The 20,405-nt window shown below is 42.2% G+C and carries 29 protein-coding genes and 1 tRNA gene; 1 reads left to right on the top strand and 29 read right to left on the bottom strand.

Features of this window, described 5'->3' with window-relative positions:
* Window positions 1-47: 47 nt before the first annotated feature.
* From IRB79_RS27260 to thyA, 21 genes are all read right to left on the bottom strand, one after another.
* Window positions 48-1,823: a DEAD/DEAH box helicase gene (locus IRB79_RS27260; protein WP_243510211.1), complete on the bottom strand. Its 1,776-nt coding sequence runs from the start codon at window positions 1,821-1,823 to the stop codon at window positions 48-50.
* 35 nt (window positions 1,824-1,858) lie between these two features.
* Complete coding sequence (locus tag IRB79_RS27255; protein ID WP_243510210.1) at window positions 1,859-2,611, bottom strand: 3D domain-containing protein; 753 nt, start codon at window positions 2,609-2,611, stop codon at window positions 1,859-1,861.
* Window positions 2,612-2,780: 169 nt separating this feature from the next.
* Window positions 2,781-2,915 carry a hypothetical protein gene (locus tag IRB79_RS28125; protein WP_279401071.1) on the bottom strand — a complete coding sequence of 45 codons (135 nt, stop codon included), beginning with the start codon at window positions 2,913-2,915 and terminating at the stop codon, window positions 2,781-2,783.
* 162 nt (window positions 2,916-3,077) lie between these two features.
* A complete protein-coding gene (locus tag IRB79_RS27250; protein ID WP_243510209.1) occupies window positions 3,078-3,668 on the bottom strand; it encodes a hypothetical protein in 591 nt (196 codons plus the stop codon).
* 330 nt (window positions 3,669-3,998) lie between these two features.
* A complete protein-coding gene (locus IRB79_RS27245) occupies window positions 3,999-4,739 on the bottom strand; it encodes a hypothetical protein (RefSeq protein WP_243510206.1) in 741 nt (246 codons plus the stop codon).
* Window positions 4,732-4,866, bottom strand: coding sequence for a hypothetical protein (locus tag IRB79_RS28120; protein ID WP_279401070.1), 135 nt, complete (start codon window positions 4,864-4,866; stop codon window positions 4,732-4,734). The genes IRB79_RS27245 and IRB79_RS28120 overlap by 8 nt, the downstream gene beginning before the upstream one ends.
* A 156-nt stretch (window positions 4,867-5,022) precedes the next feature.
* Window positions 5,023-5,220 carry a hypothetical protein gene (locus IRB79_RS27240; protein WP_243510203.1) on the bottom strand — a complete coding sequence of 66 codons (198 nt, stop codon included), beginning with the start codon at window positions 5,218-5,220 and terminating at the stop codon, window positions 5,023-5,025.
* Window positions 5,217-5,696: a hypothetical protein gene (locus IRB79_RS27235; RefSeq protein ID WP_243510201.1), complete on the bottom strand. Its 480-nt coding sequence runs from the start codon at window positions 5,694-5,696 to the stop codon at window positions 5,217-5,219. The genes IRB79_RS27240 and IRB79_RS27235 overlap by 4 nt, the downstream gene beginning before the upstream one ends.
* Window positions 5,693-6,310 carry a dTMP kinase gene (gene tmk / locus IRB79_RS27230; RefSeq protein WP_243510200.1) on the bottom strand — a complete coding sequence of 206 codons (618 nt, stop codon included), beginning with the start codon at window positions 6,308-6,310 and terminating at the stop codon, window positions 5,693-5,695. The genes IRB79_RS27235 and tmk overlap by 4 nt, the downstream gene beginning before the upstream one ends.
* Before the next feature lie 124 nt (window positions 6,311-6,434).
* Window positions 6,435-6,920 (bottom strand): dUTP diphosphatase, encoded by a 486-nt coding sequence (gene dut / locus IRB79_RS27225; RefSeq protein ID WP_243510199.1) that lies wholly within the window; start codon window positions 6,918-6,920, stop codon window positions 6,435-6,437.
* 32 nt (window positions 6,921-6,952) lie between these two features.
* Window positions 6,953-7,123 carry a hypothetical protein gene (locus IRB79_RS27220; RefSeq protein ID WP_243510198.1) on the bottom strand — a complete coding sequence of 57 codons (171 nt, stop codon included), beginning with the start codon at window positions 7,121-7,123 and terminating at the stop codon, window positions 6,953-6,955.
* An 11-nt stretch (window positions 7,124-7,134) separates the two neighbouring features.
* Window positions 7,135-9,102 carry an ATP-dependent helicase gene (locus tag IRB79_RS27215; RefSeq protein ID WP_243510197.1) on the bottom strand — a complete coding sequence of 656 codons (1,968 nt, stop codon included), beginning with the start codon at window positions 9,100-9,102 and terminating at the stop codon, window positions 7,135-7,137.
* A gap of 19 nt (window positions 9,103-9,121) precedes the next feature.
* Window positions 9,122-9,361, bottom strand: coding sequence for a hypothetical protein (locus tag IRB79_RS27210; protein ID WP_243510196.1), 240 nt, complete (start codon window positions 9,359-9,361; stop codon window positions 9,122-9,124).
* Window positions 9,362-9,464: 103 nt separating this feature from the next.
* A complete protein-coding gene (locus IRB79_RS27205) occupies window positions 9,465-9,662 on the bottom strand; it encodes a phage holin (RefSeq protein WP_431833459.1) in 198 nt (65 codons plus the stop codon).
* A gap of 110 nt (window positions 9,663-9,772) precedes the next feature.
* Window positions 9,773-10,654 carry a Sak single strand annealing protein gene (locus IRB79_RS27200; RefSeq protein ID WP_243510194.1) on the bottom strand — a complete coding sequence of 294 codons (882 nt, stop codon included), beginning with the start codon at window positions 10,652-10,654 and terminating at the stop codon, window positions 9,773-9,775.
* Window positions 10,655-10,688: 34 nt separating this feature from the next.
* Window positions 10,689-11,156, bottom strand: coding sequence for a hypothetical protein (locus IRB79_RS27195; RefSeq protein WP_243510193.1), 468 nt, complete (start codon window positions 11,154-11,156; stop codon window positions 10,689-10,691).
* A 103-nt stretch (window positions 11,157-11,259) separates the two neighbouring features.
* Window positions 11,260-11,475: a hypothetical protein gene (locus tag IRB79_RS27190; protein WP_243510192.1), complete on the bottom strand. Its 216-nt coding sequence runs from the start codon at window positions 11,473-11,475 to the stop codon at window positions 11,260-11,262.
* Between the two features lie 2 nt (window positions 11,476-11,477).
* The gene (locus IRB79_RS27185; RefSeq protein ID WP_243510191.1) at window positions 11,478-11,828 is read right to left on the bottom strand and encodes a hypothetical protein; all 351 of its coding nucleotides are present in this window, start codon (window positions 11,826-11,828) and stop codon (window positions 11,478-11,480) included.
* On the bottom strand, window positions 11,803-12,357 hold the full coding sequence (locus tag IRB79_RS27180) for a dihydrofolate reductase (protein WP_243510190.1): 555 nt from the start codon (window positions 12,355-12,357) through the stop codon (window positions 11,803-11,805). The genes IRB79_RS27185 and IRB79_RS27180 overlap by 26 nt, the downstream gene beginning before the upstream one ends.
* Before the next feature lie 3 nt (window positions 12,358-12,360).
* The gene (locus IRB79_RS27175; RefSeq protein WP_243510188.1) at window positions 12,361-12,654 is read right to left on the bottom strand and encodes a hypothetical protein; all 294 of its coding nucleotides are present in this window, start codon (window positions 12,652-12,654) and stop codon (window positions 12,361-12,363) included.
* Entirely contained in the window at window positions 12,654-13,463 is an 810-nt protein-coding gene (thyA, locus tag IRB79_RS27170) for a thymidylate synthase (protein WP_243510187.1), read from the bottom strand. Before thyA ends, IRB79_RS27175 begins: the two co-directional genes overlap by 1 nt.
* A 952-nt stretch (window positions 13,464-14,415) precedes the next feature.
* Between thyA and IRB79_RS27165 the strand changes: the two genes are divergently transcribed.
* Entirely contained in the window at window positions 14,416-15,708 is a 1,293-nt protein-coding gene (locus tag IRB79_RS27165) for a replication initiation protein (RefSeq protein ID WP_243510184.1), read from the top strand.
* Window positions 15,709-15,796: 88 nt separating this feature from the next.
* On the opposite strand, the gene IRB79_RS27160 is transcribed toward IRB79_RS27165, so the two are convergent.
* The 8 genes from IRB79_RS27160 to IRB79_RS27125 all read right to left on the bottom strand — a co-directional run bounded on the left by IRB79_RS27160 (window position 15,797) and on the right by IRB79_RS27125 (window position 19,920).
* Window positions 15,797-16,873, bottom strand: coding sequence for a recombinase RecA (locus tag IRB79_RS27160; protein WP_243510181.1), 1,077 nt, complete (start codon window positions 16,871-16,873; stop codon window positions 15,797-15,799).
* 8 nt (window positions 16,874-16,881) lie between these two features.
* Window positions 16,882-17,220 carry a hypothetical protein gene (locus IRB79_RS27155; protein ID WP_243510178.1) on the bottom strand — a complete coding sequence of 113 codons (339 nt, stop codon included), beginning with the start codon at window positions 17,218-17,220 and terminating at the stop codon, window positions 16,882-16,884.
* Window positions 17,221-17,274: 54 nt separating this feature from the next.
* Complete coding sequence (locus IRB79_RS27150; RefSeq protein ID WP_243510175.1) at window positions 17,275-17,769, bottom strand: single-stranded DNA-binding protein; 495 nt, start codon at window positions 17,767-17,769, stop codon at window positions 17,275-17,277.
* 19 nt (window positions 17,770-17,788) lie between these two features.
* Window positions 17,789-18,286 (bottom strand): hypothetical protein, encoded by a 498-nt coding sequence (locus tag IRB79_RS27145; RefSeq protein WP_243510174.1) that lies wholly within the window; start codon window positions 18,284-18,286, stop codon window positions 17,789-17,791.
* Between the two features lie 2 nt (window positions 18,287-18,288).
* Window positions 18,289-18,867, bottom strand: a complete 579-nt coding sequence (locus IRB79_RS27140) for a thymidine kinase (protein WP_243510171.1) — start codon at window positions 18,865-18,867, stop codon at window positions 18,289-18,291.
* A gap of 27 nt (window positions 18,868-18,894) precedes the next feature.
* Complete coding sequence (locus IRB79_RS27135) at window positions 18,895-19,323, bottom strand: hypothetical protein (RefSeq protein ID WP_243510168.1); 429 nt, start codon at window positions 19,321-19,323, stop codon at window positions 18,895-18,897.
* Window positions 19,324-19,463: 140 nt separating this feature from the next.
* Window positions 19,464-19,537, bottom strand: a tRNA-Trp gene (locus IRB79_RS27130).
* Window positions 19,538-19,698: 161 nt separating this feature from the next.
* Entirely contained in the window at window positions 19,699-19,920 is a 222-nt protein-coding gene (locus IRB79_RS27125) for a hypothetical protein (RefSeq protein WP_243510165.1), read from the bottom strand.
* Window positions 19,921-20,405: the final 485 nt, after the last annotated feature.

The raw sequence follows: 20,405 nt of genomic DNA, 5'->3' as shown, positions 1-20,405 counted from the left end.
TCTCCTTTTGTGTATTAAAAAAGCCCATCCAAATGGACGGGCTGATTTTATGATTTAGGCTGCTTCTTAATGGAAGCAATTAAGCTATTCATGGTGGAGCGCTCAGAAGCGTTACGCTCAATGACCGCTTCCCCTAATCTGCGTTTCTCTTCCAGTGTTTCCTGGATTTTTTCATCAATGGTTCCCAATGTTACAAGACTAATTATGTCCACCACGTCATGAGTGGACCCTATGCGATGAACCCTTCCTGCCCTTTGTTCAAAGACGGCGGGGTTCCATGGGCAGTCATAATTAATCAGGGTATTGGCAAACTGGAGATTGACCCCGTAATTCATGGCGTCAGTACCGATTAGGAATCTGCAATTCTCATTATGCTGGAAGCTGTCAAATGCTTCCTGTCTTTTAGCGGAAGTCATGCTTCCATTGACTGTTTGCACTTCTCCCAGCTTGCTTAACTCTTCTGCTATAATGCTTTGCATCTGCGCAAATTGGGTAAAGATCACGATTTTTTCCACGCCAGACTCCATCCGATCTTTACAGATATCCAGCAGCTCTTCTAGTTTAGGAGACTTGATATCTTCAGGGATTAATTCCTGGTACTGCTTGGACATTCCCCTTCCATGCTTTAGAAGTGCTGGATGGTCGGAAATGGCCACCATCATGTACAGATAACCAAGAATTTTATCCTCATTGCTGCGTTTTTCTTCAACCCAGTTGCCTTCGTCATCAAACTTCCCTTCGACTTCCTGAGTAGACAGCTGTTCGAGCAATTGAAGAAAATCTGCTTGGACTTTTTCATAGAGGACAGATTGAGATTTATTCATCTCAACATCACGGCGGTGGAATATCATTGGAGGGAGATCCTGCGCCACATCTTTTTTTAAGCGGCGGAGCATATAGGGGGATATGTTTCGTCTGAGCTCACCGAGGCGTTTTGGCCCGATTGGGACATAGCGGCGGCCAAACTTAGAGGCATAAACAATGTGTTTTTTTCGGAAATTGGTGATATTGCCAAGGAGTCCTGGCTGAACCCATTCCATGAGGGCGTACAATTCTTCGATATTATTTTGAAGGGGTGTTCCCGTACTTGCCATTCTATTAGTACAGGATAATGAGGAAACGGCTTTGTAGGTGGCGGAATTACGATTTTTCAGTCGGTGGGCTTCATCTGCAATGATGACATCATAGTGATGTTCTTTGAATTGGTCAGCCATTGTCCGAACCAGCTCATAGTTGGCAATCCCGAAAAGATAGTCACCCGAAACAAAGTCTTTAAGAGCTTTCTGCTTTTGTTTCGGAGTCTTCCCATCAATAACAATGTTGGTGTGGCCAAGGAATTTGTCTATTTCCTTCGACCATTGATATTTCAATGATGCCGGGCAGATAACCAAAATCTTATTGGCTTTGCCCTGCTTATGGAGCATATGGGCGGCTCCTGCGGTTTGAACCGTTTTTCCAAGGCCCATGTCGTCCCCGATAATACCGCTTCCGACATGGCTTAGGAAAGATATGCCTTGCTGCTGAAACTCGTATGGGTGTAATTTAAAATCGGAAAAATCGGTGAGTGTTGGGAATTCGGGGAGAATTACTTCTTCTATTTCTTTAATGGCTTCAATCGTGGTGTGCCAGGCGGTCATGTCTTCATAGCGCTGGGCAAAGATATCTATATTTTTCTTTGGCACCATCCATTTGTATTCAGCCTCGACGTAATAGGCGCCGGGCAATGACCTCATAAAATCCGTGTAGTCACGGAAGCCCTGGTGGGAGAGTTTGGATTCAATGCGAATGTCCAATAAGTCACCGCTTAAACGTAGCGAAAACAATGGGCACCCTCCTTCGTGATGAAATTATGTGGGGGTTAGTTGAGGATTTCGATCTTTACTTCTTTCATACCGAATGCAACGGCTTTACTGTGGGATTCCATGAATATGTCTACTCGATTGCCTTTGATCGCTCCACCTCTATCGGCTACTGTGTAGACTCCGTTAACATGTGGAGCGGCAGGACTTGTAATCCTGACTTTTGTGCCAAGTGGCACCCATTTGGCCATGGCGACCATCCCGCGTTCCACTCTTTCTCCGGAAGCAGTAATCCCTGTACATCCATTGCAACTTGCCGTATAGGCTGAAGCTGTACCATGAACAACAGTCTTCACATTCTTAGCAGCTGGCTTATTTGGCTTTTTTTCTTCAGCCACTTTGACTGTTTGGCTTGCCGGCTTTTTGGCTACTGGCCTGAGTTGGCTCTTTTCTGCTTCAAGGCCCAGCTTCAACTTACGGTTGCTCTTTTCAAGCTCTGTATTTTTAGTCTCAAGCTTTTTGTTCTTTGCTTCAAGCTGAGCAGACTTCTTGGCCAATTTGCCTTTGTCTTTTTTTAGCTTTTCCGCTGTCTGGCTTAGAGACTGGCTTTGCTCTAGTAATTGTGCATTTGCTTTGGCTGCTTCATCTAACTCTTGGACGGATTTTTCATATTTATGATTCAAGGCCTCTAAGTCCTTATTCAATTCCTGGTTCTCATGAAATTGAAATCCTACGCAACCAGCCACTACAATTCCTGCTCCAATCTTCAGGCAGTTTTGTATTACTATGTTCTTCGTGATTTTTCTTTCCATTTGAATCAATTCCTCTCATGTTGTATTTCCGCTGATATGAGAGGGTGGGAAAAAAAGAGAGCCCACCAAATAAGATGGACTCTCTATCGTATATTTTATTCGGCTTCAGTAAGCTCCAACCCGGATTTAATGATCTTTTTCTCGAACCACTGATGACGGCAAGCACGCTTCAGGCAAGTGTACTTGATTCTTGTTTTCCATTCATCTTTGTAAGCTCGAGCATTTCCGCACTCTGGGCAAGTATTCTCGACGTATCGATCCTTGTAAGTGTTGCCCTTTGTCTTATGACCTCTGCTTTGTGCATTATAAGATACGACCTGTTGTGCTTTCTCCATGTTGATGTTCCCCACCCTACGCATATTTTTCAACGGTTTTTTGCCTTAATCACGGTTACAATACGATAAAACGTCCAAGCAGTAACATAAGCACTCGAACTGGAAAATGCAAGTGCTTTTTGTAAAAAATTCTATAATAGCTTCTTATTATAGAAATCTATTATTTTATAAAGAAGGGAAAGCCTCTGCTCTTCGAATTGCTGAAACAGTTTAAAATCATTTTTCACCGCTTGAACCGCGTCAATATCGCCGGCAATCAAATGCTCCAAATCCTCAATCGTGTCCATGATGTCTTTGTGAGCACCCGCATACACATCCTCGTACTTACCTTCCAGCAGCAGGGGGTATGTAACATAGATAGCCTTAAATTCTTTGGTCATATGCTGGTAAATATAATGAGTATATTCCTTCATCTTCCGAAGTTCCTGCAGTCCTAATTGGACCGCGCGCGCTTCCTGTTCTCTATCAAGAGGAGGGATTGGCGGCCTTGCTGCGAATTGTTCCCAATGCTCGTCACTGACGGACGGAGGGATATAATTCTCAGCGGCTGCAGCCCACTCCTTTTCGGTAAGGGGCACATGTTCTTCCGGTGGTCCGAAAAGTGCCTCTTCCAGAGGTGTCTCAGGTTCCTGTTCAATGTTGTTTTCAGGCTCGGTATTTAGCAGGCTTCCAAAAGCCTGATCGAAAACTTCCTGGTTTTTGTCTTTTTCTTCTTTTGGCATGTTATGACTCCCTTTTGACAAAGATAATTTGATCACAGTTTGAGCAAATGTATCGTGTCTCACGCTTTTCAGGGAGTTCCGTAAAGGAAATCGCTTTGCCATTTTCTAATTTTTTATATTGGGCAAGGACATGTTCCTCTTTTCGAAGGTAAGCTTGTCCACACTGGCATCTCGTGAAATTTTCGTGCATTCTCATGTTGTCTGTATTCCTTTCATGTCGATGCCTGCTGCCCGTCTGCAAAAGTTATTTTCCCACAAATATGCGCAAGACACCATAGATTTAGAATGAATGTTCGATGACATTTTTGTCATTTTTCTAGACCGCAAAAGTCATTTTGCTTGACTCCTCATCTGCTCCAGTTCTTCCCTCAATCTTCTAATCTCCTGATACATTTCAATCTCCTGGTCAAAACTCTTAACGAGATAGATTGAATCATCATTCTTGTATCGGAAGGGAAGAATCCAAAACGGCCTGTTCTCCTGGAACGCTTCCTTTTCCTGTTTGGTCAGCCAGTCTTTTGGGATGCTGATAGTCTTCTCACCCCGGGCATTGACTGTTCCCCTTTCCTTGCACTCCATTAGGTAATCCTGTGTCTTGATATCGCCCTTTGCATACCAAAGAGCTCCGCTGTTGCTTTGGCGCTTGGCGTCCACTACCGGCTTTTCCTTTGCAGCAGTTTTTGTAAAAGTTGATAAGGAAACCGTCTTTGGCGGGGCCGCTTCCGGTACCTTATCTTCCTTTACGCTTTCAGATTCATCCAATTGAATGCGAGGCTTTTGAATTTTTGTCTTTTTAGAAGATTGCTTGAAGGCATCGCTTTGTTTTTGCTTTGCATGATAGCCTGAATTCCAGGCCTTCGTCACATCTTTTTCAAAGGACATCCCTTCTTTTTTCTCTGCCTTGTGAATGCGGAAATCGGCTCTTTTTTCAGCAGCCTTCCGTTCCTCCCGGGCTTTTTGTTTTTGCAGTCGTTCTTCATAGCTGTTCTTGTAAAGGCGGATTCCGTCACATAGATGACAAAGCGCGGAATTCTCACACTTGTTATGTTGCTCTGGGCTGCAGCTAAACAACGGCCAACAACTCCTCATTAACTTCAAAGCCATCTAAATCTTCATTTGGCAATGTAATGGTCACAACTACCCTTCCGCAGCATACTGCCCGATAGCGGGAAGTGACCAATATATAGTGGTTTTCCACATAGGATTTTTTCCGCTCCTGAACATCACGGTCAAGGTCTTTATTAATCTGGCGAATTACCCTTTTTCTTGCTGTCGTCCGTCCGCCGATCCTTTTCTTGTATCTCTTGATGGCATGATCACTGATGATGTAATGAATGCCGTTCCCCTCCCCTCTTTAAATCATCCATTTGTAAGGGTGGGATTCTGTCTCCATGACTATTAGATTAGACATCAATTCATGTTTCCGGATCCAAATTGTCAAGTAAGGATGTCCCGAAATATAAACCTTGTACCAAATCCCGCCCTCCCTTTTTCTGTACCATTTAAAACCTCTGCCATACCAATCGAACTCGTTCTTTAACCAGGCAATCATCGAGATCCTCCCATGTAAGCGAAGGAATCACTGGATACCATCAAATCTTTATCGAGTTTTAGCAGTCCATTTATAGTGATAAGGCGATTTTGCTTATTAATTAATACATCCAATATCCCCTCGATGGCCATATAGCGCTCAGTCGATTCCCTCTGCAAGTCATACAGGGTGAAACCAGCTTCCGTTGTAATCTTTCTGACTTCAAGAGCAGCATTCCGCTTACGCTCGTCTTCATTTTTGCCCTGGAGCCCTACCCGCTCGATTTCTTTTACCATTAAATCGATACGTTCTTTGGATGATTTCAGGTCGGAAAAATGCAGCCGAAGGTTAGAGTAAATGCTGTCAATTTTGGAAAGGATGCTGATGGCTGATTTGGGGTTTACATCTGTGGGGATATGGATGCTTTTCACATCTCTGCTGAGATTATCTCGATACTCTGTCCATTGATCTTTGGACATATCTATTAAAGGGATCATGCTTCCTGCACCTCCTTGCCCAAAAGGGAAAGAGTGCGATCAAGTATCAAACTGTGCAAATCCTGCGGAGTCTTTGTGGCATCTAAAATCATGCCTTTATTGTCCAATACTTCCAGGTGCATATACTTCAGATAAAGCTGGCGGGCTTTATTTAGTAAATCAAGGTTGCTCTCATATAGGTCATTCTCACCATGCTCGCCTTTTCTTTTCATGGACTCTTCCGCTTCGATGTCCAAGTAGAACTGGAAATCAGCAGGCGGCATATACTGAAGCATGTTTGTGGTGAAATCAATGTCTATTCCATTGGCATGGCTATAGACACATTGGCTTGTAAGATAGCGGTCGAGTATCAGGACATCGGTTTTTTCTGCAAGCTCATTAAACCAATCCAGCTGCGCATATTTATCGGCAGCCATAATCGCCTCAATGGCCAGTTGGTTCGGTTGGTATTCCCCGTCCAGGAACTTCCGGATTAACTGCCCGGTTGGGGAAGAGTAGTTGTGAAATTCAGATTTAACTACTTCAAAACCACGTTCGTATAATGATTGATGTAAGAGCTCTGATTGAGTTCTTTTGCCCGATTTGTCGAGCCCCTCGAATCCCAATATAATCATGTTGAAATTTCCTCGCTTCTTGTTGAACTTTCTTTCGTGGAGATTGATGATACATGACTTTTACAGAAGCAAACTGCCTTCGCAATTCATCGCTTCTTTCTTTGCCTGTCAAATACTCACCTCATTATGCCGCTTGTCCGGTGCTGCCGAACCCGCCGACTCGTTCTTCCCTTTCCTGCGTATGATCATTATCCGTTGCAAGGTATGGAAGAAAAATTCCTTGTGCAATGCGGTCACCTGTCTTGACCATAAAGGGAGTCGTCCCTTCATTGCGTAGCAGAATCCTGATATGGTTTCCATAGTAATCCGAGTCGATGATTGCAATGGAATTCTGGAGAGTAAGGTTGTGATTAAACGCCAGCCCGCTCCTGACAACAATCGCAAGAAACTCGTTTGGCTTCATATAAGCTGTCAATCCTGTATCAATGGCCACTTTGCTTCCTGGCGGAACTACATAGTCACCGATGGAACAAATGTCATAGCCAGCTGAACGGTGTGTCTTGCGATTAGGTGTTTTCACATAACCTTGTTCAAACCAGCGATCAAACTCTTCCAGAACCTCAAATCCGCGGCGTCTCTTACCAAATAAGCGTATAAAAAAATTCTTCATGTTGATGAATCCTCCTGGAGAATGGGTTTTTATTATTTAACTGCTTCCAAAGTTTCTGTTGTTTCAATTTCTTCTGATTTTAGCTTCGTTTGTCCTGATTCGATAGCGGAATTCCAATTGTATAACTCATGTGCATAGATATCCGCTTCCTCTTTTGTATCAGCTTCTACTTCCAAAACAGCAATGTACCTATACTTTTTCACGAATGTTCCCCCTATGCGGTCTGGATTCGAACCGTTTTATATTGAGCAGGTATTTCGTCTAAAAATGGACTGGGCTTTTGCCGAACCGGTTTCTGCGAATTGTATTCAAATTTATAAGCCGAATAAGTACAAAACAATCGTTCAGCTGCCCTTGTCATGGCTACATACATCAATCGGCGCTCCTCTTCAAGATCAGATGCTTTCTGCTTGGAACGGTAATGCGGGAAGGTATCGTCTTCCATGCCTATAATGAAGGTCTGTGACCATTCAAGTCCTTTAGCGGAATGTACACTGGTCAATGTGACATAATCTTCATCGTCCACATCATCCCTATCACCATCAAGACTGATTTCGGAAACAAATTGGGCAAGTGTATTTTGCTCCTTCTCTTGCATGTCCCAATGCTTGGCATAATCGCGAAGGTGCGCAATGTTTTCTATCCTTGCCTCGTCCTCTTCTTTTTCTGGATTGAACTGGCTTAGATATTCGGTTTCCTTAAGCAGGGCTTTCATAAAGTTAGTAGCTGAAAAATCCCCCGTGACAGCTTGCTTTGATAATGAATCCATGATTGCTGCGAAGTTTTTAATTTTAGCCACTGTGCCTTTATTAATCTTGGTTTGTTCCGCCACTTCATCAATGTTCAATAATGCCGTAAAGAAAGGGATTTTTCGGTCTTCCGCAAAAGCTGAAATCTTATCAACTGTCTTATCTCCAATCGCTCGTTTCGGTACATTGATAATTTTCTTTAGCGCATAATCATCAAATAGGTTGTGAGCTGCACGGACATAAGAAATAATGTCCTTAATTTCCTTCCTATCGTAAAAGGAAATAGAGCCGACAATCTTATAGGGAATGTTTTCATCCCTTAATGCCAGTTCCAGGTGCTTGGATTGGAAGTTCATGCGGTATAAAACAGCAAAGTCTTTCCAGTCCTTCTTTTCTGTTTTTCGTATATTGACGATCAGTCGTGCTACAAAGTCTGCTTCCCTGGATGCATCATTGAATCGGAACACATGTATGTCATCCCCTCTTCTGCCAACAGAAAAAGCTTCCCTGTCCAAACGCATTTTATTGTTTTCCACCAATGCATTCGAAGCATTAACAATGGCTTGTGTGGAACGATAATTTTCCTGGAGGGTAAACGTAATCGTATCCGGGTGCATTTGCTGGTACCGTAAAATATTTTCGATTTTAGCGGAACGGAATGAGTAAATAGATTGATCCGGGTCACCTACAAGGAAAATGTTTTTATTTTTCGCTGAAAGCATTTCAATGATTTCAAATTGGACCTTATTGGTGTCCTGGAACTCGTCCACCATGATGTAGCGGAACATATTTTGATATTTTCCAAGCAGCTCTGGATTCAATTGAAAAAGACGGATGGTTTTTAGCAGCAGGTCATCAAAATCAAAATAATGATGGATAGCCTTCTGATTCTCATACGCCTCATATACATTTGCCATATCTCTTTTGTCATTGTTTCCATGTGTTATGGACTGCGCTTCCCCTGGCGATATCATATCTGATTTCCATAGGGATATCTGAGAGAGCATGTTGTAGACAATATTCTTATCCACCTCAAGCCCAAGCTGCTGAGCTACCTTTTTCACCATGGCCCTTTGATCTGATTCGTCCATAGGAGTAAACTTTTCAATCCCCAAAAGGTGAATGTTCGGCATTAGAATTCGAAGGCAAATGCTATGGAAAGTCCCAACCCAGCATTTATAGGCGGCTGGGTGCATTTTCTGAACCCGCTCCTTCATTTCCTTAGCTGACTTGTTCGTAAATGTGATGGCCATGATACGCCATGGGTCTACATTTTGGCCTAAAAGATAAGCAGTACGGGTTGTCAGCACTTTGGTCTTCCCCGAACCGGCTCCGGCCAATACCAAAATTCGGCCTTCTGTTGCAAGGACTGCCCGCTTTTGGCTTTCATTTAATCCTTTGAATAAATCAATTTCTGGTTCTGTTGCAATCAAGTAATTCTCCCCCTTCTATCTACGCAACGGTATCGAAATTATTTAGATAGGAGGCTCTTCTCGACACTGGCTCTTCTGAAACCTCATCGATCTCTACTTCTACCTCTTCATCTCCAATGTTGTAATAGCTCCTGTCGTCTGGATCCTCTTCCAGGATTTCAAGCGCCATTTCTTCTGCCTGCTCATAATTTTCTGCAGTGATTTCAATCTTGAACTTCCGGTTGATGGTCGCTTTGCCCTCGAAAACAAACTGTTTCATCTTATCAACTCCCGTGTGAAACGTAAGCAGTTGATAGGCCCTCGTCAATAGGCAAAATAGAAAAAGACGGACTAAATTTAGTCCGTCTCAGTTATTCATGCGGTTATTCAGCTGGTTTTTCTTCGTTTTTCTTAACCTTATTATCTTTAACCAAAGTCCACACTGATGCTACAAAAGTAAGCACAGCTGCCACTTCTTCTTCGCCTAAAACCGGCAAAGGCTGGTGTCCTTTAGATACTAGATACTGGTTAAGCCACGCAAATAAAAACACAATGATTCGAATTAAAGCCGCTCTGTCCATTACTGACACAAGCATCCACTCCCCGCATAGAATTTTGCTGCACCTTACTTTAACGGTTAGAGTGAATGCCGGGACAGCTTATGCTTTTTGCTTTCCTAACTCAGGGCACATTAAATGACCTGGCTTAGATCATCGCCTGGTGTCTGGATCATTTGCGGATGCTGTACGCGCTGTTCATGAATTGCTTTCACCTGCTGAAGCATTTCATTGATTTTTTGGTTGGCCAATTGGAAAGTCAAATCCCCTGTTACTTTATATTCACCATAAATATCGCCCATTGCCTTAATCATTGCATCGTGGGTTGCTCCATTTCCTAAGCGGAGAGCAGCGATGTTGGTTGCAAGCTCACGCAGTTTGCCTTTTTGCTGTTCCGTCATTGGACCATTAAGGTTTGGCTGTGGAGGCTGCTGGTTCTGAGGTGGAAGGGAATGTGTATTTCTATTTTGCTGCTGTACAGGATTGCGGTTAGGGTATTGCGGATTGCTGGTTCTTTGCTGGCTGACTGGTGCAGGGTTTGGAGTGCGTGTATCGTCAATAGGGAAATCTTCCCCCTGGTAAATGTAAAGGCCTAAACCATGTCCTGCAATAGCTTTAGCTTTTGCCCGCTGGATTGAGTCATTAATATTTTTCGTGGTTGGGTTCCCAATAGGGTTGTTTTTATGATCTGTTATCGGGAAAACCTCTTCAACAGAATTCCCATTCACTATCACTTCAACCTCTACAAAAAAGCCCTGATTGGTTCTCAAATACGGAACCATTCTCATATTCCCGTTTTCATCAGCTTCTGGGAAGCGCTTTGTGATGATTTTCGCATCCGGGTGCTTTCTCTTTAATTGATCAACGGCATCTGCCCAGCTGAGGTACGTATATCCGTTTTTCTTTCCAACGAGATGCTGTACATCGACAGCAGCCAATTCCTGAAAGTAGTTACTAGCAGGTTTTGGGGCAGATGGTGTATCAACAACATTTTGTTCTGCGACTGTTTGTGTCATGTTTTTTCCTCCTGATTTCTCTTATATAAAGGGATTAAGCTACTTGTTCTTCAAGCCATTGCTTCTCTGCAAGAGCATTGCAATGGTCAAGGCTTTTTGTGCTGAATCGAAGACTTGTCCTATTGTCCTCTTCATCCCATATGACGATGCCAAAGTCTTTTACCAGCATGAATTCGAATTGCCTATTGCCAATAAAAACCTCGTTATACACTTCTTTAAGCGGAAGTGACACAAGCTTTTTCATCCCATCAAGCGTGAAAGGTATTCTCCCGTCATTGCTTTCTGAAAATAGTTCTTCATCGAACTCACGAAGCTCGATACTGGCTACAAGGTGGCCTTCCTCGTCAATGAAAGTGCCAGCACTGACATCCAGCCAATCGAAAATAACGTCAGCTTCCCCATCTGTGACGTAAAAATCGCCAATGGAAACATGCTGTACATGACTTCTTTGATAGGAAACCTTGTGTTTAGAACGCAAAGTGACATAGCCTCTTGCTATCATTTTTCTCTCTCCTCACATTCTATTTAGAGTTTCATAAAGGGAGGGTGCGTTAGCACCCTCTTCTCATGGAGAAATGAAACCCCCTGTGCAGGGAGCCCAAAGTCTAGTTGGATGGAGTAAAATAGTCATTGAGGATAGCGGCCAGCTGTTCAGGCGTCGTGAATTTTTCAACTGATTTCAATAGCTGAAGATCTTTTGAGGACTGTTTTCCGGCCAGGGCAACCACTTCATAAAATCCTTTGCCCTTGCATCCGTGGCAGAAGCCGGAAGCAACAAGCCCTGTGCCATTGCAACCCCCACAGGTTTTAGCACTTAGCATGATTACTTCCTCCCCTTGTATTTATTAAAGAGCCAGATTCCTCCCGTTAATGCCAAGACTGTTCCTACATAAAGAGCGCTTTTCTTATTCACTGGCAAATTGGGTTCAACAATATAAGCAACCACTTCATATTCCGGCATGAAATCAAACGATGTCGCACCGAATTCGTCATACGCTTCCTCGGCATACATAATCGTGTTTTCCAAAGATTCATATGTGCGCAAATTACAGTGCGTACAAACCGTGTATGGATGGTCATGGATATAAAGGGAAACTTCTTTATAGTAGTGAGCAGTAATATCCAGCATCGGCAGCAAAAGTCCGTTATCACAGTGACTGCATTTTAGTAGCATTTCGCCCAGTCCTTTCGAGAGTATATAGGCTGAAAAATTGGTCGTTATCTTCATTTTTCAAGCCGCTTCCATGGAATTCCTTAATGAACCAATCATCTAGGCTCAATTCAGGAAAGAACGTGTCAGCATTTTCAAACTTGTGATGGATCCTGGTTAGGTAAATACGTGAGGCGAATGGAAGAAATAACTCATAAGTCTTTTGCCCGCCGATCACCACAAATTCTTTCTCCGGTGACTGGTTGACCATAAATTGAATGAATTCAAAGTCTTCGAACATGAGGTTTTCATATTGATCAATTGTGTCTAGGTGTTCGATGGTTAAGCCCATGGGGCTATTGGTGAGGACGATATTGAAGCGGTCTTTCAGGGGTTTCTTGCCTAATGATTCAAATGTATTCGAACCCATGATGATGGGCTTTCCTGTTGTCGTTCGGACAAAATGTTTCATATCGTCCTTCAGACGGCAAAGCAATTTATTCTCATAGCCAATGGCATTGTTACTATCAGCAGCGACAATCATGCTGATCATATCCTACCTCCTCATAGACAGGCTGCCGTTTGCTTTAACATCGCCAGCGACATCTCCGCATGCAAGGGAGCCGTTTACTTTCACATTGCCAAGGACATTTCCATATATGGTTGTCGGTGAATTCACGGTTAAGTCCGCCACATCGCCTTCAACTTTGACTGAAACAATTCCTGAAACGCCTGATTCCTGGACAGCGCCGTCAATTATGATAGAGTTATTTGTAATTTGTACGCTGCTGCCTGAATAGGATTTTCCATTAATCACAATAGAATTTTGTTTCTTGCGAAAAATGCTCATTAGATTGCGACCTCCATCTTTAGTTGCCCATGCTTTTCATAGTTCTCAAGACAGAAATCTTCTCTTGTGAAGTCATAGAAATTAGAAACGTCAGGATTAATCCATAGGGTTGGAGCGGGAAACGGCTCTCTTGAAACCAGTTCAAGCGCTTGCTCTTCATGCTTATTATAGATGTGACAGTCCCCAATAATATGAATCAATTCCCCTGCTCCATAACCGGTATGACGGGCAACCATATGGACAAGAATTGCATACTCCACAATGTTGAAGCCGTTAGCTACGCAAAAGTCCTGACTGCGTTGCTTTAAAATTAAATTTACTTTTCCGCTCTTTATGACAAATTGCAGATGATGAGCACATGGAGGAAGATTCATTTTATCCAAATCATCTACGTTCCACATTTCAATGACTAAGCGGCGGCTTGTTGGATTCCTTTTAATCTCGCCAAGGACATAATCCATTTGATTGTCATATCCTCCAACAGGCTTTGCTACTTGATAACCATATGCACGGCCGATACTTCCTTCTTCATTTGCCCAGGCATTCCAAATCTTTCCTCTGAAATCGTTTACGTTGTTCGAACGCTGACGATAGATCCAATCCACTTCATCAAAGCATGTCTTTAAAGGTACAGGCCTTAATGTTGGTGCTGGAAATTCCTTTGATAGATCATATCGGTTCACCACACCAAAAATTCTTTTCGTCATGATGGGTGTTCCATCTTCCCAAACAGCACGATTATCCGGTTCCCATTCCTGGGCTAATATCTGCTGCAATGTCTCTTGCTGATAAATATCTATTAAAGCCAATTTAGTGCCTCCTTACGCTTAACTGGCTATAACGTAAGGACTTGGCAACACGAAGTCAATCCCCTAAGAACAAAAAAACCCCTCCTGTATTCAGGAAGGATTTCATCCCATTATGTCACCCGAGATAGGGTTAAACCCTCAAGTTGAAGCCTACATTTCTAGGGATATGTCACCCCAGATAGGGTGAAAGCCCTCAACTTGAAGGTTTCATTCTGTCGAAATTCCAAAAAACGGGGGATTTCTGGCTCTTCCGACACAAAACAACTTCAATTCCATAACATGGCCCTAGATTGGATGACGTAACGCCCTCAAAAAGAAGCCATATAAAAAACCTAACCTAGATAGGATGACATATACACACTGAAAAAGGTGACATATGTTCAAGCGGCCTAGATTAGGTGACATTATGTTTGAGGTAGCACCCTAGATAAAGTGACATAACTAATAATTTGTTTTTCACCCTCAAAAAGATGACATATAAAACAGCTTAATATATTTACCCTCAATTAGGTGACATATAAACCTAAAAATGATGGCACCCCAGATAAGGTGACATATTAAAAATTTAATGTAAAACAATTAATATTGCACCCTAGATAAGGTGACATATAACCCTAATTAACATGACATATCGCCCTAATTAACATGACATATGACCCTAAATTAGGTGACATCGGACCCTAGATAAGGTGACATATGTACTTAATTAGGTGACATATAGACGTTCAAACCCTTGTCACTGTTGGGCTAGGCTTGTCCGTAAACAAAATAAACAATAAACAATCTTTAACAGTATTAACATATTAAACATGAACAATACTTATCCACAAAGCTTCACCCTAGATTAGGAGACATATTGCAGTTATGTTAAAAGTGCAAAAAGTTCTATATTTTTCCTTAATATTTCGATACAATTAAACAAGATTCGATGTTAGGAGGTATTATTTACCCAATGGCTGAAGTTTCATCTGACCAGTTGTCATTACCACTATTCGAAGGCGATATTAAACCCTCCTACTGGGTTAATCAATCTACTACTCTAATAAATGCTATTCAAGATCTGACCATAACAGAACGAAGAATTATATATACCTTAATCGCATTGGTTCAACCAGACGATAAAGACTTTAAAAAGTATGTCATCGGCGTTAAAGACCTAGCTCAATTACTAGAATATAAGGGAAACGCCATATATAAACAAGTACAAAATGCAATTGACGGATTAATGGGCAAGCAGCTTGTGATTCATTCTAATGATGGCAAACAAGATATCATCGATAAAATTCAATGGGTTCAGCACGCAAGATATGAAATGGGAACCGGCCGCATTACCATCCAGCTTTCAGATGGATTAGCCCGTTACCTTCTCAACCTGGAAAAATACGCAAAGTACAGGCTCTATAATGTCCTCCGATTGAGCAGTGAATATTCCTGGAGAATTTATGAGCTTTTAAAAGAGTATGAATGGAAAAAAGAACGTATCATCAGGGTTGATGAGCTACGCAAAATGCTTTCCATACCTGATGATAAAATGAAGCTAATGAAAGTTTTCAGGAAAACCGTTCTGGAGAAAGCAAAAGCAGAACTTAAAGAAAAGACCGATATTGAATTCAAATATGAAGTTCACAGCAAAGCTGGCCGCAATATTGAGTCATTTATTTTTTACATCGATAAAAACAAGAAATTTAAGCGGCCACAAATTGAATTGGACTCTCTCAGAGAAGACATGGAATCGATTATACATACATTAATCCGCCAAGGAATACGGAGAGATGCAGCTGAAAAAGTCGCACATGAATATGACTATCAGTATGTTGATGCCAATTTGAGATATGTCCTTTCCCTTGATTCACTTGAAGTCAAAAATAGAGCCGGTTATATCATGAGTGCCTTAGAGGATAACTATGCTGGTTTTGACGGTCCAGCAAAACGAGAGACAGAGGATCCTATGAAGAGTCTCTTTATTGGCCAAACCATTGAGCGCTTAAAAACAAGAACCGAAAAAGACAATAAATCACTCGAGGGCCTATATAAGCTGTTTGAAAAAAGACTGCTTGAGAATCGAGACATCAACCTGAAGGCATTCCAGGAACAGAGAAAAGAAGCCTTCTTTGAACGATTCGATGTCATTTCGGAAGATAGACGTAAGCAGAAACACCCCCCTCTTCTAAAATCAGACATTAACCATTCCACTATTGCGGAACTATTCGAAGAGTGGGATAAAATTGGAGAAGAGGTCTACTGAGGCATCCACTTTGGGGATGTCTTTTTTATTACAATAATATAAAAATAGACAGCTACCATTTAGATAGCTGCCCATTTTTATATTATCGTTAAGCCACAATTTCTTCTGCAGACGTTACTTCACCATAGCCTTCTTCGTCTACACGTTCGCCTTCCGGAAGCTCTACTTCAACTCCCCGGATCAATGCATCAAGTTCAGCCACCACATCTTCATTTTCTCGAAGGAAACTCTTGAAAGCTTCCATTCCATTAAACTTTAACTCTTTCCCGTCTTTCACACGGATTTCACCAGTTTCCTGATCAATAATCCGCAGCCAGGCTCCTGCTTTCGCTACTACTCCAGCTAAAACAGACACCTGTGCAATTTCGTCAATGATGTCTACACCGTGGCCATAAATAAGCGGGAATGTCGCTTCCTTGAAAGGAACAGCAACCTTATTCTTAACAACTTTGATTTTAACAGTATGACCGATAATTTCATCTTTGTTTTTGATATATTCGCCCATTTTTACGTGGATACGCTGGGATGCGTAAAATGGAAGGGCTCGTCCACCGGAGGTTGTGGTTGGAGTACCCGCTGGGCTGAATTTACCTACAGCTTCACGGACTTGGTTGATGAATAAAAGAGTGGTGTCATGCTCATAGGCAATGCCAGTAAGCTTTTGCATAGTAGTGCTCATGAATCTGGCCAATAACGCCATAGTCTGCTGCTCTGCTGATGATTCCACAATCTTTGTTGGAACCATTGCGGACACTGAGTCTGTTACGATTAACCCGACTTCCCCTGACCGGATCAATGCGTCCATAACATCAACTGCATTTTCGGCTGTTTTGGGATTAACGTATATGAGTTTGTCCAAATCGATTCCATATTGAGCAGCTAGATTTTTGTTCATAGCATGCTCGGCATCAATAAAAGCAACGTACCTCTTTCCTTCTCTTTGGACTGCAGCCATATGAAGGAATGCCAGAGTGGTCTTTCCTGCCATACTGTTACCATAGTATTCTATGATTCTGCCTTCAGGAATACCGCCACCCAAAGCAAGGTCCATTGTCAATGAACCGCTTGTAACGGTATTAATGATTGGTCCGCCTTCTGAACAATAAGCAATGGTGTTGTCACCAAGCGACTTGTTGATTTTGGCCATTAAGCTATCAATACTCATGTTGTCTCCTACTCTCCTGTTGAAGTGTATTTCCTGATGATTTCCTGGGCCGACATCAAAGTTTCTAGATCGTTGTAGTATTCATACTGCTTTTCAGGCACTTCCTCTGCCTTTGACCGTTTTTCGATCAACTCGATGTATTCTTCCATACTAAGCGGCTGTGACTGCTGCTCTTCTTTTTTGATAGACTGATTGGAAAAATAGCCGTGCTCCTCTTCTAAGCAAGTAACGATTTCCTGAATAGCGTCTTCATGAGACAATGACTCCCGATAAGATTTATAGAGAGTCATTGTAAATTGATGGAGACCCTGTTTCAGCTCAGATCTCATTCTTCTTTGGTTTGACATGGTTTTACCTCCTTACCTTATTTAAAAGACCAAGGGGCTAAAGCCCCCGTCAAATCAAAAAGGTAAGTTATCATCGGAAATGTCATTGGCATTAGGGAAAAATCCATTATTGCCAAATTGATTCTGATTCTGGAAGTTTTGGTTTTGCTGGAAATTCTGCGGCTGATAGTTTTGTTGCATGTTTTGCTGGTAATTTTGGTTTTGGAAGTTTTGATTCTGCTGGTATTGGCCGCCATTATTATTGTTGCTGTTGCTGCTCTTGCTATCTAAGAAAATGACATCATCAGCGCGAAGTTCCCAGTAAGTTGTTGTATCTTTCTTAGAAGATTTCATCTTACCGACAACTTGAACTAAAGAACCTTTTTTCAGGTAGTCCTGAACATTCTTTCCCCTCTTTCCCCAAATGGAGACATTAAAGAAATCTGTTGTCTTCTTTTCGCCATAGCCATCATCTACTGCAACGCCAATGCGGCAAACAGTGTTTTCTCCGTAAGTATCGCTTTTTGGTTCTCTTGTTAAGCGGCCAGTAATTGTGATTTGTTGGTACATGTTATTCCCTCCGAATTGTTTATTGTATATAGGTTTCTTCCGCTACATATTCATCCAGCGGCTTTAATAACGAAAATACAGCGTCCTTATTGGACATTTTCTTTTCTTGAAAATCTTTCATAAACGGATTTTCTGAAAGTTCAGCTCCATAAGAGGACCTAATATTATTCTGGCTAAGAAAATTTTCAAGTGCCTTATTTGCTTCCTGGACTTGCTCTGGAGTTGGATAAGGAAGATCAGATTGGCATTTATAATAGGTATGATTCCTGCAGCCAACGGCATAAACACTGTTCCCGTTATAATAGCTTTGATGGCGGATGCCAAGCTTGTCCAATAAAGGGATCATCGTTTTTGGAACGGGTGCACCAGATGTTCTCTCCCTGCGGTTATAAACATGCAAAAGATTAAATTCAATCCTATACTTTGGATGACCGGCTTGGTGCAAATAATGTTCATAACGGGGCGTATGAAATGTAAAAAGGACGCTTCCTACTGTCAATTTCTTATGCATTGCCATGGTTATGAACACCTCTTTTCATTTTTCTTGAATTTTCGGTAGCATTTACGGCATACGCTTTTGTAGCTTTCATTGCCTCCTACCTGAATCACTTCCCCATCAAAGACAGGCTGGCCATTAACTAGGCGCATATTTCGAATCGCTTTATTTTCACAGTAGATGCACTGGTTCTTGACTTCCCGGATGCTGTCCGCATTGTCCACCAAGCTTTGAGAGCCTGGAAATTGCTTTCCTTGGAAATCTGTCAATAAACCATAGGCAACGACATTGATCCCTGCTTCATCTACAAGCTGAGCCAGGAGCTCAATCATTTCCGGCGTCATAAATTGGACTTCATCAATAAAGAGCCATTCAGGTTTATACCGGTTCACCCATATCAGAATATCCATGGGATGCGATACCGGTGTGCAATCCATCTCAATACTCAGGGCACGGGACTTAACCTTTCTATCCCTGGTATCCTTTGAACTCTTAATGATATGAAATCTCTTCCCCTGCTCCCTAAAATTGAAAGCAGTCATTAGGAGGTTAGCGGATTTCGAACTATTCATGCTGCCATAGTAAAAGACCAATTTGGCCATAAGACCTTCTCTCCTTCATGCTGTGAATCAGTGTAGAACGACTTGATGCATTCTTGCATCTGCCAGTAGTAGTTGAGTCCATTCACCGGCATGTGTCTCTAAATAGCGGAAAAACCCTTCTTGCTCGGCATTCCCAGATTTAAAATCAAAAACCCATACCAGCCCATTGACGATATCAAGTGTCTCGTTTTTGGTCTGATCGTTAAAAGCGAATAAGAAGTTTTCCGTCCCCTGCCCGAGTTTTATCTTGATCGTCATGGTAATGATGGCGGCAGTGGTATCTTTTGTTGCATTCGGGAATAGGCGCTTAAACGATTGAATGGTAAAGTGATTGTCGTTTTGAATGTCCTCCCCTTTAAAGATGGAAGCATCTTTTAAGTCTTTCACGCTCAGAATAAAATGATTGCGGTGGAACTTGGTCAGGTTATTTTCATGGATGGTTGATAGCTGTAACAATGTGATGAACTCCTCTCCGAAATAGAACGTAAGCAGTTAATTATTAAAAATCAAGACCCTAAATAAAAAAACCGTCCATGCCCCCACGGCATAAACGGTTCGGTTTACTGGTTTCCTTAACTTATTGAAATCTTAGCAATTGGCAAAGGCAGCAGGAATCGAACCCGCACCGGAGGTTTTGGAGACCTCTGTTCTACCGTTAAACTATGCCCTCATATTAGGAAGTCTTATCTTTGCGATATCCGTAAAAAGCCACATATTGTGCGATCATCTTTTTTCTTTTTACGTCCGCAAGACTAATAACTTTAGCAGATTTCATTCCTGGTGAACTCCTTCGTGAAGATATGTATGTCCAGCTAAAAGCTGAACCTTTGCTTAATCATTCCTCAGTAAAATCATATGATTGGCCGATGGTGTACCGGCGCCTTCCTGGACATCAAAAGTGAGTCCTTCCAATTCGTATTCGCTTCTTATGATGAAGGTTACAATATCCCTGTCAGAATCGAATAGCGTATCAGTGATGATCACTTCATCCGGCAGCTGAAGCAAAGTGCGTAATAATTCCTGCGTTAGCTGGATTTTACCTTTTGTGTGCATGATGAACATCCTCTTGTTGTATTGCTGGGCCCTAAAGCGGACCCAGCTTGTGGTGGATATCTAAGTTGGTTTGTGTGAATTCTAAGGTGTTAAGCCGCTTCGGGGATTTGAACCCCGTTCCACTACCCTGCTGGGAGCTACCCATGCGGAATTACGTGATTTTGCCCATTAAACTAAAGCAGCATGGCGGGGCTGGTGGCCACTCTTTATATCCGGCAAGACGGAAGCCCCTCTTACTCTGCTGATCTCTTAGGTGTGTACCTTTGTGAACATGCCTCCGATGAATACAGCTGCAGCCTGTAAACTTTTTGGGGAAACACACAAAGGTATGTATTGCTCAATACCCTGACTGAGCAATTTAAATTCAACCCTTAGCACATCAAAAGTCAATACCCAAAATAAAAAAAGTCCGCAATTTTTCTGCGGACTCTTCTAAACAATAAGTTTAATTTCTTCGCTGGTAGATTATTTTTTCTAGACTATCA

It is taken from the genome of Cytobacillus oceanisediminis (assembly GCF_022811925.1).
Classification (GTDB): Bacteria; Bacillota; Bacilli; order Bacillales; family Cytobacillaceae; genus Cytobacillus; species Cytobacillus oceanisediminis_D.
Note: the sequence above shows the minus strand (reverse complement) of the source record. Positions and strands in the feature narration are given on the sequence as shown.

Bases quoted from the DNA above. Each gene is read 5' to 3' on its own strand.
- IRB79_RS27255 (WP_243510210.1), bottom strand. From the start codon at position 2,611: ATGGAAAGAAAAATCACGAAGAACATAGTAATACAAAACTGCCTGAAG.
- IRB79_RS27155 (WP_243510178.1), bottom strand. From the start codon at position 17,220: ATGTCAAACCAAAGAAGAATGAGATCTGAGCTGAAACAGGGTCTCCAT.
- tmk (WP_243510200.1), bottom strand. From the start codon at position 6,310: ATGATTATATTGGGATTCGAGGGGCTCGACAAATCGGGCAAAAGAACT.
- IRB79_RS27210 (WP_243510196.1), bottom strand. From the start codon at position 9,361: ATGAAACAGTTTGTTTTCGAGGGCAAAGCGACCATCAACCGGAAGTTC.
- IRB79_RS27150 (WP_243510175.1), bottom strand. From the start codon at position 17,769: ATGTACCAACAAATCACAATTACTGGCCGCTTAACAAGAGAACCAAAA.
- IRB79_RS27160 (WP_243510181.1), bottom strand. From the start codon at position 16,873: ATGAGTATTGATAGCTTAATGGCCAAAATCAACAAGTCGCTTGGTGAC.
- IRB79_RS27235 (WP_243510201.1), bottom strand. From the start codon at position 5,696: ATGATCCCTTTAATAGATATGTCCAAAGATCAATGGACAGAGTATCGA.
- IRB79_RS27200 (WP_243510194.1), bottom strand. From the start codon at position 10,654: ATGACACAAACAGTCGCAGAACAAAATGTTGTTGATACACCATCTGCC.
- IRB79_RS27145 (WP_243510174.1), bottom strand. From the start codon at position 18,286: ATGGCAATGCATAAGAAATTGACAGTAGGAAGCGTCCTTTTTACATTT.
- IRB79_RS27165 (WP_243510184.1), top strand. From the start codon at position 14,416: ATGGCTGAAGTTTCATCTGACCAGTTGTCATTACCACTATTCGAAGGC.
- IRB79_RS27175 (WP_243510188.1), bottom strand. From the start codon at position 12,654: ATGAGCATTTTTCGCAAGAAACAAAATTCTATTGTGATTAATGGAAAA.
- IRB79_RS27125 (WP_243510165.1), bottom strand. From the start codon at position 19,920: ATGCACACAAAAGGTAAAATCCAGCTAACGCAGGAATTATTACGCACT.
- IRB79_RS27180 (WP_243510190.1), bottom strand. From the start codon at position 12,357: ATGATCAGCATGATTGTCGCTGCTGATAGTAACAATGCCATTGGCTAT.
- IRB79_RS27250 (WP_243510209.1), bottom strand. From the start codon at position 3,668: ATGCCAAAAGAAGAAAAAGACAAAAACCAGGAAGTTTTCGATCAGGCT.
- IRB79_RS27195 (WP_243510193.1), bottom strand. From the start codon at position 11,156: ATGATAGCAAGAGGCTATGTCACTTTGCGTTCTAAACACAAGGTTTCC.
- dut (WP_243510199.1), bottom strand. From the start codon at position 6,920: ATGAAGAATTTTTTTATACGCTTATTTGGTAAGAGACGCCGCGGATTT.
- IRB79_RS27240 (WP_243510203.1), bottom strand. From the start codon at position 5,220: ATGATTGCCTGGTTAAAGAACGAGTTCGATTGGTATGGCAGAGGTTTT.
- IRB79_RS27190 (WP_243510192.1), bottom strand. From the start codon at position 11,475: ATGCTAAGTGCTAAAACCTGTGGGGGTTGCAATGGCACAGGGCTTGTT.
- IRB79_RS27185 (WP_243510191.1), bottom strand. From the start codon at position 11,828: ATGCTACTAAAATGCAGTCACTGTGATAACGGACTTTTGCTGCCGATG.
- IRB79_RS28125 (WP_279401071.1), bottom strand. From the start codon at position 2,915: ATGCACAAAGCAGAGGTCATAAGACAAAGGGCAACACTTACAAGGATC.
- IRB79_RS27205 (WP_431833459.1), bottom strand. From the start codon at position 9,662: ATGGACAGAGCGGCTTTAATTCGAATCATTGTGTTTTTATTTGCGTGG.
- IRB79_RS27140 (WP_243510171.1), bottom strand. From the start codon at position 18,867: ATGGCCAAATTGGTCTTTTACTATGGCAGCATGAATAGTTCGAAATCC.